The organism is Actinomadura formosensis (assembly GCF_050948385.1).
GTDB classification, from domain to species: domain Bacteria; phylum Actinomycetota; class Actinomycetes; order Streptosporangiales; family Streptosporangiaceae; genus Spirillospora; species Spirillospora formosensis.
The window spans coordinates 7001958-7016297 of sequence record NZ_CP192011.1; the positions used below are offsets into that span (position 1 = coordinate 7001958).

At 69.1% G+C, this 14340-nt stretch carries 15 protein-coding genes and 1 riboswitch; of the genes, 8 read left to right on the top strand and 7 right to left on the bottom strand.

What is annotated here, in order from left to right; translation table 11 throughout:
• Nucleotides 1-101: 101 nt before the first annotated feature.
• Entirely contained in the window at nt 102-1097 is a 996-nt protein-coding gene (locus ACQP1N_RS32860) for a nitronate monooxygenase (RefSeq protein WP_067800943.1), read from the bottom strand.
• Between the two features lie 122 nt (nt 1098-1219).
• Here ACQP1N_RS32860 and ACQP1N_RS32865 point away from each other — a divergent pair, with 122 nt between their 5' ends.
• Nucleotides 1220-2128 carry a 2-hydroxyacid dehydrogenase gene (locus ACQP1N_RS32865; protein WP_433228156.1) on the top strand — a complete coding sequence of 303 codons (909 nt, stop codon included), beginning with the start codon at nt 1220-1222 and terminating at the stop codon, nt 2126-2128.
• A 26-nt stretch (nt 2129-2154) separates the two neighbouring features.
• Here the strand turns inward: ACQP1N_RS32865 and ACQP1N_RS32870 are convergent, their stop codons facing one another.
• Together ACQP1N_RS32870 and ACQP1N_RS32875 are read right to left on the bottom strand one after the other, a co-directional pair.
• On the bottom strand, nt 2155-3402 hold the full coding sequence (locus ACQP1N_RS32870; protein ID WP_067800877.1) for a cytochrome P450: 1248 nt from the start codon (nt 3400-3402) through the stop codon (nt 2155-2157).
• A 150-nt stretch (nt 3403-3552) separates the two neighbouring features.
• Nucleotides 3553-5313 (bottom strand): acyl-CoA dehydrogenase family protein, encoded by a 1761-nt coding sequence (locus ACQP1N_RS32875; protein WP_433228157.1) that lies wholly within the window; start codon nt 5311-5313, stop codon nt 3553-3555.
• 95 nt (nt 5314-5408) lie between these two features.
• Between ACQP1N_RS32875 and ACQP1N_RS32880 the strand changes: the two genes are divergently transcribed.
• From ACQP1N_RS32880 to ACQP1N_RS32910, 7 genes are all read left to right on the top strand, one after another.
• Complete coding sequence (locus tag ACQP1N_RS32880) at nt 5409-6182, top strand: PaaX family transcriptional regulator C-terminal domain-containing protein (RefSeq protein WP_433228158.1); 774 nt, start codon at nt 5409-5411, stop codon at nt 6180-6182.
• 27 nt (nt 6183-6209) lie between these two features.
• The gene (locus ACQP1N_RS32885; RefSeq protein ID WP_433228160.1) at nt 6210-7727 is read left to right on the top strand and encodes a hypothetical protein; all 1518 of its coding nucleotides are present in this window, start codon (nt 6210-6212) and stop codon (nt 7725-7727) included.
• Complete coding sequence (locus ACQP1N_RS32890) at nt 7702-8340, top strand: pentapeptide repeat-containing protein (protein ID WP_433228162.1); 639 nt, start codon at nt 7702-7704, stop codon at nt 8338-8340. Before ACQP1N_RS32885 ends, ACQP1N_RS32890 begins: the two co-directional genes overlap by 26 nt.
• Nucleotides 8341-8392: 52 nt before the next feature.
• The gene (locus tag ACQP1N_RS32895) at nt 8393-8704 is read left to right on the top strand and encodes a pentapeptide repeat-containing protein (protein ID WP_433228163.1); all 312 of its coding nucleotides are present in this window, start codon (nt 8393-8395) and stop codon (nt 8702-8704) included.
• A gap of 126 nt (nt 8705-8830) precedes the next feature.
• On the top strand, nt 8831-9076 hold the full coding sequence (locus tag ACQP1N_RS32900) for a hypothetical protein (protein WP_433228165.1): 246 nt from the start codon (nt 8831-8833) through the stop codon (nt 9074-9076).
• Nucleotides 9077-9197: 121 nt separating this feature from the next.
• Nucleotides 9198-9581, top strand: a complete 384-nt coding sequence (locus ACQP1N_RS32905; protein ID WP_433228167.1) for a hypothetical protein — start codon at nt 9198-9200, stop codon at nt 9579-9581.
• Nucleotides 9582-9624: 43 nt separating this feature from the next.
• Entirely contained in the window at nt 9625-9783 is a 159-nt protein-coding gene (locus ACQP1N_RS32910; protein WP_433228169.1) for a hypothetical protein, read from the top strand.
• A 59-nt stretch (nt 9784-9842) separates the two neighbouring features.
• Here the strand turns inward: ACQP1N_RS32910 and ACQP1N_RS32915 are convergent, their stop codons facing one another.
• The 4 genes from ACQP1N_RS32915 to ACQP1N_RS32930 all read right to left on the bottom strand — a co-directional run bounded on the left by ACQP1N_RS32915 (nt 9843) and on the right by ACQP1N_RS32930 (nt 14011).
• Nucleotides 9843-10445 carry a superoxide dismutase gene (locus ACQP1N_RS32915; protein WP_433228170.1) on the bottom strand — a complete coding sequence of 201 codons (603 nt, stop codon included), beginning with the start codon at nt 10443-10445 and terminating at the stop codon, nt 9843-9845.
• Nucleotides 10446-10532: 87 nt separating this feature from the next.
• Nucleotides 10533-10691 carry a hypothetical protein gene (locus ACQP1N_RS32920; RefSeq protein WP_165488441.1) on the bottom strand — a complete coding sequence of 53 codons (159 nt, stop codon included), beginning with the start codon at nt 10689-10691 and terminating at the stop codon, nt 10533-10535.
• Between the two features lie 54 nt (nt 10692-10745).
• Nucleotides 10746-11741 (bottom strand): ribonucleotide-diphosphate reductase subunit beta, encoded by a 996-nt coding sequence (locus ACQP1N_RS32925; protein ID WP_067800897.1) that lies wholly within the window; start codon nt 11739-11741, stop codon nt 10746-10748.
• Nucleotides 11741-14011 carry a ribonucleoside-diphosphate reductase subunit alpha gene (locus tag ACQP1N_RS32930; protein WP_242608981.1) on the bottom strand — a complete coding sequence of 757 codons (2271 nt, stop codon included), beginning with the start codon at nt 14009-14011 and terminating at the stop codon, nt 11741-11743. The genes ACQP1N_RS32925 and ACQP1N_RS32930 overlap by 1 nt, the downstream gene beginning before the upstream one ends.
• An 87-nt stretch (nt 14012-14098) precedes the next feature.
• Nucleotides 14099-14313: riboswitch (cobalamin riboswitch) on the bottom strand.
• Nucleotides 14314-14340 lie beyond the last annotated feature (27 nt).

Genomic DNA, 14340 nt, shown 5'->3' on the forward strand with positions numbered 1-14340 from the left:
CATCCGCGCCTCAAAATCCATCTCCGGTCAACTCTCTGACGTCGAAATAGAACGTCGTCTTCCCCGATGCTTGCAAGTCGAGGAGGATGGCGAGGTCGGCATCAGCGGGGGACGAGCTCACGCACAAGGTCGGCGGCGGGAGTCTCGGTGGCCTTGCGGAAGGATTCGCCGGCCCACAGGTTGACGCCCTCCGGGTCGCCTTGCGCGGCGGACGCCTTGCGTAGCGGCGAGGTCACGTAGTGGACGTCGGGGTAAGCGGCCGGTGCGTGCGCCGAGTGTTCAGTGAGGAAGCGGTTGACCAGACCGCGTGCCAGCCGTCCGCTGAAGGCCCGGGTCATCGCGGTGGACGTGAAGCGCGGGTCCGCCAGGGCCGCCTTGTGGACGGCGCTTGCGCCGCTCTCCGGACAGCGGACGAAGGCCGTTCCCAACTGGGCGGCGACCGCGCCCACACCGAGGATCTCGGCGACGTCCACGGGCGTGGCCAGGCCCCCGGCGGCGATGAGGGGCTGCGAGGTCATCCTGCGCACGGAGTGCAGCAGGACGCGCAGCGGCAGCGGCTCGTCGGACACGTTGGTGAACGATCCCCGGTGCCCCCCGGCCTCCGCCCCCTGCAGGCAGAGGGCGTCGGCGGCGGACGCCCGCCTGGCCTCGTCCACGGACGTCACCGTGACGATCACGAGCACGCCCCGGGCCTGGAACGCCCGGATCACCTTCGGCGGCGGGCAGCCGAAGGTGAAGCTGACGAACACCGGCGGGTCGGACAGCAGATCGGCGACCTTCGCCTCGTACGCGTCGTCCCGGGGACCCGGAACGCCGGGCGAGACGCCGAGACGCTCGGCCTCGGGCGCGAGACGGTCCCGGTAGGCGGCGACATCGGCGGGGTCGATCTCGTCCAGCGACGGCATGAAGACGTTCACCCCGAATGGGCGCGATGTCAGCTTCCGGGTGGCGGCGATGTCCGCGCGCATGGCCTCCGGCGTCTTGTAGCCGGCGGCGAGGAAGCCGAGCCCGCCCGCGTTCGAGACGGCGGCGGCCAGTTCCGGTGTCGACGGCCCGCCCGCCATCGGTGCCTGCACGATCGGGACGTCCGTCCACATGGTGTTCACCCCGTCCTGAAAGCCCACTGGCCAGGATAGGCGGCCGTGTCCTCCCGGCCTCCGGGCGGGTTGCGGGTGCCGGGGTGCGCCCGGTAGGAGGGTGGGGACGGAGGGGAGCCTGTATGCGGGTGCTGCTGCACTACGACATGGATCATGAGGAGCCCGGCCTCGACATCGTGAGCTGCTCCGAGCAGGACGACGCGCGGTTCGCCGGACTGCTGCCGGACGCCGAGGTCATCTGGCACGTCCTGCGCCCGCTCACCGCCGCCGACATGGACGCGGCGCCGAAGCTGCGGCTGATCCAGAAGCTCGGCACCGGCGTGAACACCATCGACCTCGACGCCGCGCGGGAACGCGGGATCGCGGTCGCGAACATGCCGGGGCGCAACGCGCAGGCGGTCGCGGAGACGTCCCTGCTGCTGATGCTGGCGGTGCTGCGGCGGGTCGTGCCGTTCGACGCGCGGACACGGCGCGGCGCGGGCTGGCCCGCCGGCCGGGACCTGGTCGGCGGGGAGCTGGCCGGGCGGACGGTCGGGCTGCTCGGCGGCGGGGAGATCGCGACCCTGCTGCGCGGCATGCTGGAGGCGATCGGCGCCCGCGTGTTCTACACGTCCCGCCGCCCGCGCCACGACGACCCGGCCTGGCGGGAACTGGACGATCTGCTGCGGGCGAGCGACGTCGTGTCCGTGCACGTCCCGCTGACGGACGAGACCCACCACCTGCTGGACGCCGGCCGCCTCGCGCTGCTGCCGCGGGGCGCGGTCGTGGTGAACACGGCGCGCGGCGCGGTCATCGACGAGGCGGCGCTGACGGCGGCGCTGCGGTCCGGGCGGCTGGGCGGCGCCGGGCTCGACGTCTTCGAGAAGGAGCCGGTGGACGCCGCCAACCCGCTGCTGGCCCTGGACAACGTCGTCGTCATGCCGCACGTCGCCTGGCTGACGCGCGAGACCTGGGACCGGTACTTCACCGTCGCGGCGGACAACTGCCGCCGCCTCGCCCGCGGCGACGACCTCCTCCACCGCGTCGTCTAGGGGACGGGCGCGGGCACCGGGGTCCTTCAGGCGAGGGAGTAGCGGATCGGAAGGCGTTTCAGGCCGCCGACGAACGTGGTGGCGGTGCCCTGCGGGGTTCCGGCGAGTTCGATGGAGGAGAGCCGCGGCAGCAGTTCCTCGAAGAACGCGCGGATCTCCATGCGGGCGAGGGCCGCGCCGAGACAGTAGTGGACGCCGAACCCGAACGCCAGGTGCTTGTTCGGGTCGCGCCCGACGTCGAAGCGGAACGGGTCGTCGAAGACGTCCTCGTCCCTGTTCGCGGACGGATAGGACAGCAGCACCGCATCGCCCCGGCGAATCGTGACGCCGCGCAGTTCGCAGTCCTCGGCGGCGGTGCGCATGAACTCCTTGACGGGCGTGACCCAGCGGATCATCTCGTCCACCGCGAGCGGCATCAGCTCGGGCTTCTCGCGGAGCCGTTCCAGCTGGCCCGGGTGTTCGATGAGGGCGTGCAGGCCGCCGGAGATCGTCGCGCTGGTCGTGTCGTGCCCGGCCGTCGCGACGATGACGTAGTAGGAGGCGGTGTCGAAGTCGTTCAGCGGCTCGCCGTCGATGCGCGCGTTGGCGATGGCGGACGCGAGGTCGTCGGTCGGTTCCTTGCGCCGCGCCTCCGTCAACTCCTGGAAATAGGCGAAGAAGTCGAGCAGGACCTGGAGTTTCTCCTCGTTGGTCGTGCCGCGCTGGAACTCGGCGTCATCGCCGCCGAAAAGCTCCTGCGTCAGTTTCAGCATCCGGCCGAAGTCGCTTTCCGGAAGGCCGAGCAGCGACAGGATCACATAAAGCGGGAAATGGACGGCGACCTCCTGGGCGAAGTCGCATTCACCGCCGAGGTCCACCATCCGGTCGACATACCGTTTCGCCAGTTCGCGGACGCGCGGCCGCAGCGCCCGCATCGCACGCGGCCGGAACCAGTCCGCGCCGACCGCCCGGACGACCCGGTGGTCCGGATCGTCCATGTGGATCAGCGTGCGCAGCGCGATGCCCTGCTCGGCCCGCCGCCGGTTCAGTTCGTCGAACTCGGCGGTGGCGAGCAGCGGACGCGGCGCGTTCAGGAAGACCTGGTGGTCGCGCTCGACCTCCAGCACGTCCTCGTGCCTGGTGATCGCCCAGAACGGGTTGTAGGCGGGCGCGTCCACCCAATGCACCGGCGACTCGCGGCGCAGCAGCGCGAGCGAGGCGTGGAGCCGCCGGTCGTCGGCGTAGACCCGCGGATCGGCGAGGTCGAGACCCGCCTCGTGCACGGTCAGCGTCATCGCTCTGCTCCTCGCTCGTGGCGGCCGCCCCCAGGAACCTACGGGCCGGAATTCGGCTCGGTCAATGATCACCGACGGCTCGGCCGCCGGTGAGTCGCCGTGCCGTCCGCGGCCGGCGGCGAACCGCGCGGCGCCCTTGACCGCGGCCTCCTAGCCGCCGGTGAACGCGCCGTCCGCCAGGTCCGCGAACCGTTCGAGGTCCTCCGCCGGGGTGTCGATGCCGCGCAGCGGACCGGCGTCGGCGAGACGGCTCCGCGCGTAGAGGCGCGCGACCAGCGCCTTGCGGTCGCCGCCGGAATCGGCGCGTTCCCAGCCGGCCTGCTCCAGCAGCAACGCCGCTGCGTACACGTCCGCCATGTACTGGGCGAGCGGGAAGAGCCGCGCTTCGGCCACGGTTCCGTCGAGGTCGCGCCACTTTTCTATGGCCTGCCGCAGGTGCTCGATGCGCCGGCCGACGAGGTCGGCGGTGCCGTCGTCCCCCGGCGGCGCGGCCCGGGCGGCCTCGGTGAGCCGGTCGAGGAACGGCTTGTGCGCCTCCTGCCGTTCGACGGCGCGGCGCACGTCCAGGCACAGGATGTTGTCGCCGCCCTCCCAGATGGGGTTGACCTGCGCGTCCCGCAGGATGCGCGCCACCGGCCACTGCTCGATGTAGCCGTTGCCGCCGTGGATCTCGATGGCGTCACTCGCCGCCGTCACCCCCAACCTGGACGCCCGCAGCTTGATCAGCGCCGCGCCCACCCTGAGCCGGGGCCGGCCGAGGTACCCGTCGAACACGAGCGCCTGCGCGGCCTCGGTCTCCACGATCAGCTCGGCGAGCTTGCGCCGCATGAGCGGCTGGTCGGCCAGTGCGGCGCCGAACGCCTCCCGCGCCCGCGCGTAGCGGAGCGACTCGACGAGCGACCGCCGCGCGCATCCGAGGCCCATCATCGCGATGCCGAGGCGGGCGCCGTTCGTCAGCTCCATCATGCGGGCGAGGCCCCTGCCGTCCCCGCCCTGGCCCGCGCTTGAGGACGGGGCCAGCAGGAACGCCTCCGCGTCGGTGAACTCGATCTCCGCCGACGCGACGGACCTGGTGCCCAACTTGTCCTTGAGCCGCCGGATGCGGACGCCGTTGCGCGACCCGTCCCGCCGCTCCCGCAGCACCAGGAACGGAGCGATCCCCCGCACCCCGTCGACGGCGCCTTCGGACTTGGCCAGCACCACGAACGCCGACCCGTTCGCGTTGGACGCGAACCATTTGAACCCGTTGACCCGCCAGGCGTCCCCGTCCTTGGCCGCGGTGGACTCCAGCACGCCCAGATCGGAGCCGCCCGACCGCTCCGTCAGCATCTGTGCCGCCTCACCGGACATCTCCCCGGCCGCGAACAGCTCCCGCACCCGCTCCCTGACGTCCTCGGGCGCGAACATCTCCGTCAACTGGACGACCATGTCGCCGCCGGTGCCGAGCGCGCACGCCATGCCGATGTCGGCCTGGTCCAGCAGGTAACTCCACGCCACGCCCAGCGGCGCGGGATCGACCCCGGCGGCCTCCGCCTCCGCGATGAAGCCGGGCCGGGTGAAGGACGTCGCGACGAGATCGCGCCGGGCCGCCTCGAACGACGGCGGCATGACGACCTCGCTGATGTCGCGTCCCCACCGGTCGTACTTCTCCAGGCGCGGCGGGTTCCGGTCGGTCTCCTCGGCCCGCTCGGCGATCGGCCCGCCCATCAGCGCGCCCATCTCCCGGAGCCTCGGCTCGGCCCAGCCGAACCCGTCCCCCAGGTACCGCCGCATGAGGAACCGCAGCGTGGGGTCGCAGTCGTACCAGTTGAGGCCCACGGCCCCCTGGTACCGCTCGGTCGCGTACCGGCGCGCCTTCTCCGGGCCACCGAACGGCAGCCGGTCGAACGCCTCGATCAGATAGGACGTCATACCCTGACATTACGCTTCTTCGCCATATGATGAAAGTCTGTAACATCCCAAGATCGCAGGCCGGTGACACCGTTCCCGGTAGGGTCGGGACAGACATGGACAGCCTGGAGATCCGCCCGCTCACCGCTCGTTCCGTCGTGCTGAGCACGCTGCTCGGCGTCCATCCGCCCCGGCTCCCGGCCCGCTATCTCGTCCGCGTCGGCGACCTGTTCGGCATCGCCGAGGGGACCATCCGGGTCGCCCTCTCCCGGATGGTGGCCTCGGGCGACGTCGTCCAGGACGGCGGCGAGTACGCCCTCACCGAGCGCCTCCTCCAGCGGCAGACCCGGCAGGACGAGAGCCGCTCGCCCCGGACCCGCCCCTGGGACGGCACGTGGGAGATCGCCGTCATCACCGCCGAACGCCGTCCCGCCGCCGACCGCACCGCGCTCCGCCAGGCCATGTCCGAACTCCGCCTCGCCGAACTCCGCGAAGGCACCTGGCTGCGTCCCGCCAACCTGACCCGCACCCGCCCGGCCCCGGTCGTCCGCCAGTGCACCTTCCTGACCGGCCGCCCCGAGCAGGACCCCGCCGTCCTGGCCGCCGCCCTCTGGGACCTGGACGCCTGGGCCGCCGAGGCCGGCGCCCTCCGCACAGCCCTGTCCCAGGCCACCGCGATCGCCGAACGCTTCACCTACGCCGCCGCCATCCTCCGCCACCTCCTGAACGACCCGCTGCTCCCCCCGTCCCTCCTCCCGCCCGGCTGGCCCGGCCCCGCCCTCCGCGCCGACTACCAGGAATTCGAAACGGAGTTCGAGCAACTCCTCACCACCCACGTGTTAAGGAATTCACCGAACACCCCCCTGGCCCGATCCGTTCACAACCTCTAACCTGACCATCCGTCGGATGGGAGGTTCATGGACCGGGCAGAACAAGCGGCTTCCCTGTTACCGCACGTCAAACGATTAGCCGAACGACACGGCCCCGCCCTTGAACGCGCCCACGCGCTCCTCCTCGACGAAGCCCTGACAGGCCCCGCCGCCGACCGCCTCAAGAAAACCCTGGCAAACCGCCATGAGGACGTCCGCTCGGCCTTCTACACCGCTTTCGACACCGTCCGGCACCTGGCAGCGAGCGCCGGCCCACCCCGTACAGGCGAGCCGTACATCCCGGGCCCGCCCCGAGGTCACCGCCCCGCATCAGCCATTCGCAGCGGCTCACCCGACGAACTCGACCGGCTCGGCGCGGAACTGACCCGCGCCGCGAACTCCTGGCAGGACGCCGCCCAGGCCCTCTCCGAAATCCTCGCCAATCTCGGCCTCAGCACCACCCCTGCCCGGACGATCTCCCAAGCCGCCCACACGATCTCCCAGCAGAAGACCGAGATACGCCGAAGCCGCGACGAACTACTCAAGACAGACCGGCAGCAGGTCGTCCAGACGACCAAGCCCGGCGACGTGTTCCACAATGGCTGGAACGCCTACATCCACCACTACCTGCCCGGCCTCGGCCAAGGTGTGAAGGACATCGGCCTCGGCGCCCTCGCCGGCAACCCGAGCACCGCTCCCTTCTACATGGCGATCAAGCCGAAGAGCTGGCTGCAACGAGGCCCCGTAGGCCAGATTCAGGGCCTGGCCCAGGGCGTCCGGCATCCGGTCGCCTTCGCCAAGGCGGCCGTCAACTGGGAAGAATGGAAACGCGACCCCGTCCGAGCCTTCGGCGAGGCCGTACCCACGATCGTCATCACGACCGTGACCATGGGCACGGGCTCAGGATCCGGCGTGACCGCCCGCCTGGCCTCGGCCCTGCGCCGCACCGGCAAAGCCGAAACGGCCAAGTCCGCCCGGGCCCTGCAAGAAGCCGCCGCCGAAGCCCCCAAAACCAAAGACCTGGCCCAACACCCCCCAAAGGCTCCTGACATCGGCCCGGCGGCCCCCAAAAACCGCACCGGCCTTGGCCGCGCATTGACGACAAAAGAAAAAGCCGCTCTCGAAAAGCACTTGGACGATCTGGAGAGACAGAACCCAGAAAAATTCGCCGAGACCACAAAAGATCCCGACCACAACTTCAAGACGCACAAGGGATCGGCAGACGAGGCGCGGATCGCGCTAGATCTCCATCGGCGAGGGATATTCGATGAGAACTACACCCGGCCGACGGGACCAGACCAAGGCGATTTCATCAACCAGGGAGTACACTGGGATATCAAGGGCATACACTCGGATTGGCCTCCCGGAGTCCCCGAGGCCGTTCGGTCCCGGCCTTTCAGAAATGGATACACCGAGACCAAATTCCGAGAAACGATGCTTCGCCAGTTCCGGAAGGACCGCGGCGTCATCCTCGACACCAGAAATGCCAGTCAGAGCGCCATCGACGACATGCGTCATATTGTTGAACAGGAGGGGTGGGGTGACAGGGTCATCTGGTATCCGTGATCGTCCGTGGGAGCCCGTTGTCTGGCCCGCGAACGCCGAGGCGGCTGGTGTATTGAGAGAGTGGCTCCGCGACCCGGACGAAACCCTCTACGCGGTCGATCAGGACTTCCGGGGGGCGGATCTTTCCGGCGCGGACTTTTCCGAAGCGTGGTTGACCGGCTCGGACTTCTCCGCCGCCACGCTGCGGAACGCGGTGCTCTACCGCTCCCACTGCGAGGACGCCGACTTCCATGACGCCGACCTCGAATGCGTCGACCTGGTCAAGGCCGGCATCGACCGGGCGAACTTCTCGGGCAGCCGGATGCCCGGCGCCAACCTGCGGCGAGTGGAGTGCATGGGCACGTCGTTCGCCCAAGCGGACATGAGGCGGGCGACGCTCGGGGACGCCATCTTCATTCGATGCGATATGAATGGCATCGACCTGCGGGGATCAGTCGCGAACATGACGAGCTTCTCTGCCGTCGAATTCACGAACGCGAAAGTTGAAGGCATGACCGGCACGGTCATGGGCTCGCTACTCGTCCACGGCGATGACGAGGCAACCGAATTGACGGAGGTTGAAATGGAACGCTGGCTCAGACGACACGGCGCCGACGTATCAGTCATGGACTGACCATCGACACCGAGGCGGCTGAGGCCTTGTGGGAATGGCTCGTGGAGCCCGGATGACCGGCGTCCGGCTCGGACGGGCGGAATGCATACGGACGTCATTTGCCGGCGCGGACCTGAGACGAGCGGACATCGGGGACGCCGCCTTCATCGGCTGCGACATGAGTGACACCGACCTGCGTGGCTCCACCGTGACGCTGGCCGCCTTCGGTGAAACCGACCTCACGGATGCGAAGGTTCACGGTATGACCGGAAGCGTGGTCGGATCCATCGTGCTCACCACACAGGCAACAACAACAGAACTCGACGGCATCCGGCTGGAGCGCTGGTTCACTCGCAATGGCGCGAAGGTATCGGTCGTGAACTAGTGCCGCATCAACTCGCACTGGCCATAGGCAGGGTGTGATACGTTCTTCGGCCCAGTTCCGCTGCAGACCGAAACTCCCGGCGTGCTTTTGGAAGCCGGATGCTTTCACAGGAATCGGAGAACAATAATGGTCAATTCGATTCGCCGGCAGGGATTCGATTCGAGAGAAATTGAAGCCCTGCCAGACTGGCATATCTTCAATGAACATCTCGACGAGCGAGAATGTCCGCACTGCCGCAGTTACTACGGCTGGACGGGACCGTATCCATCAGAGATTTCCATCAGCGATCCTCTGGCGGACCTCTCGACCGAGGAGTTCTCGACCCTCGCCCGGGACGAGGACACTCTCTTCAAACGACTCGACGCCCCTTGAAGGGAGGGCGAACTTCCTCAGCAAGTGATAAGCCGATGGCCGGGAGCCCCGGGCCCGGCCGCATGGATTCACTCCGAACCCTGGGTGACGGGTACGAAGCAACCCGGCCTTAAGGAGAATCGTGAGCAGCTATCACCAGATCTTCATCCAGACGAGCAACTCAGAGGATCAACTCGTCGCCGACATAGTAGCGGCCGCAGGCTGCAGGATGCGCAAACTCGAGACGATGGACGCCCCCATCGCATATACCGGGCGGACTCGTCGCGTAGCGGTGGAGGTCAAGCTGAACCACGACTTGGAAGATGACCTCGGAACTAATTTCTCACAATACCCGATAGTCATCACACTGCGTTCCCTCGACAGCGACAAGTCACACGAAGAGGGGGTGGCCAAGGAGATCTTCAATAATCTCGTCAGTGGCGGTCAGTACGCAATGATTCTGACCTTCAACCTCTACAACGTGCTGGCCGAACAACCTCCTACCGAGAAGCGGCAATCGACATGATGAAATATCGGTCAGAGCGCCATCGCGGATCTCACGGGCCCCAATGACCGGGCGCGTGGTCGGTTCGATTGTGCTCACGACCTCCACGGAGACAATCGAACTCGACGGCGCCCGGCTGGAGCAATGGTTCCGCCAGAACGGTGCGGAAGTGTCGGTCGAGAATGAGAAGCGGCGTTCACCAGGCCGCGAGGAAAGGTTCTGAGCACGATCCCGGCCAGGTGAACGCCGCCCCCTGCGCGGCGCCGCGTGGGCGCCGCCGTCTCAGGACGCGCGGGCCGCGTCGAAGCGGGCCTGCACGTCCGCCCAGTTCACCAGCGACCAGAGCTTCTCGACGTAGTCCGGGCGGACGTTGCGGTATTGCAGGTAGTACGCGTGCTCCCAGGCGTCGAAGACCAGCAGCGGCGTGGTGTTCATGCCGACGTTGCCGTGGTGGTCGTAGACCTGCTGGACGACGAGGCGGCGGCCCAGCGGCTCCCACGCGAGCACGCCCCAGCCGGAGCCCTGCACGGTGGACGTCGCCGTCGTGAGCTGCTTCTGGAACGCCTCGAACGTCCCGAAGTGCTCGGCGATGGCCGAGGCCAGTTCCCCGTCGGGGCGGTCGCCGCCGTCCGGCGACAGGTTGTCCCAGAAGATCGAGTGCAGGACGTGGCCGGAGAGGTTGAACGCGAAGGTCTTCTCCAGGCCGACCAGCCCGCCGTACTGCTCCTTGCCGCGTGCTTCGGCGAGCTTCTCCAGCGTGTCGTTGGCGCCCTTGACGTAGGCGGCGTGGTGCTTGGCGTGGTGCAGCTCAAGGATCTCGCCGGTGATCGCCGGTTCCAGCGCGGCGTAGTCGTAGGGCAGGTCGGGAAGCGTGTAGTCGGCCATGCGGACCACTATTGCAAATGAGTTGCAGTTACGTCCAGCATGCAAGAAGAAGGGCCCGCCCCGGGGGGCGGGCCCTGATTGCCGGGTTCAGTGGTGGCGGCCGCCACCGCCACGCAGCCGGGACAGCAGGCCGCGCACCTTGGTCTGCGTGCGCGGATCCCGGGCGTAGCGCTCGGCCTTCCCCCGCATCCTGCGGCCCTGTGAGCTCCGGGCGTATTTCCTGATCCGGTCGACGACAGAAGGCATGCTCGTCCTCCTCGGCCTAGCCTCTCCGTTCAACAAGTGCCCGGTTTGGGAGGTTCAGAACGCCTCGTCCAGGGTGACGCTGCCCTCGATGCCGATCTGGTAGGCCGAAACCCGCCGCTCGAAGAAGTTGGACAGCTCCTGGACGTCCTGCAACTCCATGAACGCGAACGGGTTCGCGGTGCCGTAGCGGGCCGGGAGACCGAGCCGGACGAGCCGCTGGTCCGCGACGTATTCGAGGTAGGCGCGCATGTCGCCGGCGCTCATGCCGGGCAGCCCGTCCCCGCACAGGTCGCGGGCGAACGCCAGTTCCGCCTGGACGGCCTCCTCCAGCATCGTGGTGACCTGGGCCGTCAGCCCGGCGTCGAACAGCTCCGGCTCCTCGGCCCGGACGGTGTCGACCACGGAGAACGCGAACTCCATGTGCATGCTCTCGTCGCGGAAGACCCAGTTCGTCCCGGACGCCAGCCCGTTCAGCAGCCCGCGCGACCGCAGCCAGTACACGTACGCGAAGGCGCCGTAGAAGAACAGGCCCTCGATGCAGGCCGCGAAGCAGATCAGGTTGAGCAGGAACACCCGGCGGTCGGCGGCGGTGCGGAGTTCGTCCAGGGAACCGAGCGAGTCGATCCAGCGGAAGCAGAACTCCGCCTTGGCCCGGATGGACGGGATGTGCTCGATCGCCGCGAACGCCCGCGCACGCTCGTCGTGGTCGGGCAGGTAGGTGTCCAGGAGGGTGAGATAGAACTGTACGTGTACGGCCTCCTCGTATAGCTGCCGCGACAGGTAGAGCCGGGCCTCCGGGGCGTTCACGTGCTTGTAGAGGTTCAGCACCAGGTTGTTCGCCACGATCGAGTCGCCGGTGGCGAAGAACGCGACGAGCCGGTTGACGAGGTGCAGTTCGGCGGGCGTGAGCCGGGCGAGGTCCGGGAGGTCGGACGCGAGGTCCACCTCCTCCACCGTCCAGGTGTTGCGGATCGCGGCCCGGTACCGCTCGTAGAAGTCGGGGTAGCGCATGGGCCGGAGGGTCAGGTCCATGCCGGGATCGAGCAGCATTACTGGCAGGCCTCGCAGGTCTCGGGGTTCTCCAGGGAGCAGACGGCCGCGGCGACGGTCGTCTGGGCGATCCGCGTCGCCGGGCGGGAACGCAGGTAGTAGGTGGTCTTCAGCCCGCTCCGCCACGCGTAGGCGTACATCGAGGAGAGCTTGCCGATCGTCGGCGTCTCCATGAACAGGTTCAGCGAGTGCGCCTGGTCGATGTAGGGGGTGCGGGCGGCGGCGAGGTCGATCAGCGCCTTCTGCGGCAGTTCCCAGGCCGTCCGGTACAGGGACCGCATCTCCTCCGGCAGGTCGACCAGGCCCTGGACGGAGCCGTTCGCCCTCTTGATCGCCTCCCGGACCGCCGGCGTCCACAGCCCGAGCGACTTCAGGTCGTCCACGAGGTAGCCGTTGATCTGCAGGAACTCGCCGGACAGCGTCTCGCGCTTGAACAGGTTGGACACCTGCGGCTCGATGCACTCGCAGCAGCCCGCGATGGACGCGATCGTGGCGGTCGGCGCGATCGCGATCAGCAGCGAGTTGCGGAGCCCGACCTCGGCGACGCGTGCGCGGAGCGCGGCCCATTCGCGGGGACGGGCCGGGGCCGCGTCCGGGAAGTGGTCCACGTGGAGCCGGCCGCGGGCCGTGCGCGTCATGCCGTAGGCGGGCAGCGGGCCGTGGAGAGCGGCCAGGTCGGCGGACGCGTGGTAGGCGGCCAGCGCGATCTCCTCGGCGATGCGGGTGGACAGGGCGCGGGCCTCGTCCGAGTCGAACGGCAGGCGGAGCGTGAAGAAGACGTCCGCGAGCCCCATCACGCCCAGGCCGACCGGCCGCCACTTGCGGTTTGCCTTCTCCGCCTCCGGCGTGGGGTAGAAGCCCCTGTCGATGGTGCGGTCCAAGAACCGGACGGCCGTGCGGACCGTGGAACGAAGCCGCTCCCAGTCGACCCCAGCGGAAGTGACGTGCGCGGCCAGATTCACCGATCCGAGGTTGCAGACGGCCGCCTCGCCATCGCTCGTCACCTCAAGGATCTCCGTGCACAGGTTCGACAGGTGCACGGTCTGGCCCGGCTCGGCGGTCTGGTTGCAGGCGCGGTTGGCGGCGTCCTTGAACGTCATCCAGCCGTTGCCCGTTTCGGCGAGCGTCCGCATCATGCGCCCGTACAGCTTGCGGGCCGGGAGCTGCCGGACGAACCGTCCGTCCCGCTCGGCCGCCCGGTACGCCTCGTCGAACGCCTCGCCCCACAGGTCCGCCAGCTCGGGGACCTCTTGCGGGTCGAACAGCGACCACGTCGCGTCGGCCTCGACGCGGCGCATGAACTCGTCCGGGATCCAGTTGGCGAGGTTCAGGTTGTGGGTGCGGCGCGCGTCCTCGCCGGTGTTGTCGCGCAGTTCGAGGAACTCCTCGATGTCGGCGTGCCACGGCTCCAGGTACACGCAGGCCGCGCCCTTGCGGCGCCCGCCCTGGTTGACGGCCGCGACGGACGCGTCCAGCGTGCGCAGCCACGGGACGATCCCGTTCGAATGCCCGTTGGTGCCGCGGATCAGCGAGCCGCGCGAGCGGACCTTCGTCCAGGAGATCCCGATGCCGCCCGCGTACTTGCTGAGCCGCGCGACCTGCCCGTACCGCTCGTAGATCGACTCCAGCTCGTCGCGCGGCGAGTCGAGCAGGAAGCAGGACGACAGCTGCGGGCGGCGCGCCGCCGAGTTGAACAGCGTCGGCGAACTCGGCAGATACGACAGCGTGCTGAGCAGCCCGTACAGCTCGGCCGCCTCCTCGACACCGTCGGCCAGCCCGCACGCCACCCGCAGCAGGAAGTGCTGGGGCCGCTCCAGGACGAGCCGCGACCGCGGATGCCGCAGCAGATACCGGTCGTAGAGGGTGCGGAGCCCGAAGTACTCGAAACGGTCGTCGGCGGACTCGTCGATGAGGGCGTCGAGGGCGGGCGCGTTGGCGGCGGCGAACGCGGCCGGGGCGTCCGCCAGCAGGCCCTCCCGGTGCGCGGCGGCGATCGACTCGGCGAACGCCGTGACGCCGGCGGACGCCGCCTCGTCCCGGATCCGGCGGCCGAGCAGCCGCGCGGCGACCCTGGAGTATCCGGGTTCGGCGGGCACCAGCGCGGCGGCCTCGCCGATCGCGAGGTCCCGCAGCGCCGCCACGTCCAGCCCGTCCCCGGACCGGACGGCGGCCAGCACCCGTCCCGCCTCGACGTCCGGTACCCCGTCGCAGGCCGCCTCGACCTCGGCGGCGATCTCCGCCGCCGGCGGCGCGGCCAGAGCCTGTGTCACGTGCATCTCCCCTCGCAAGCGCCTCGCGGAGGCATGCGAACGGGACACGGCGGCACGCCGCGCTCCGCCCCCGGTCCACCCGCGAGACCTGGACGTGTCGGGCTGGCAGGTCTTCGGACTCGCGGGCGCCGCCTCGAAAGGCGTCCTACTGGCCGTCGCTTCCCGGGCCGCGCGGCCCAGTGCGTGATGACGGCGGTCGTTCCCGCTCACCGCTGCGGGGCAGTCCCGGACTCGCACCGGGTTCCCTCTTGCGACGCCCCCGCCGCGAACGACGGGGGCGAACCAGCACGGGATTGAACCCTACATGTAGTTGACGATCTTTGCGCAAC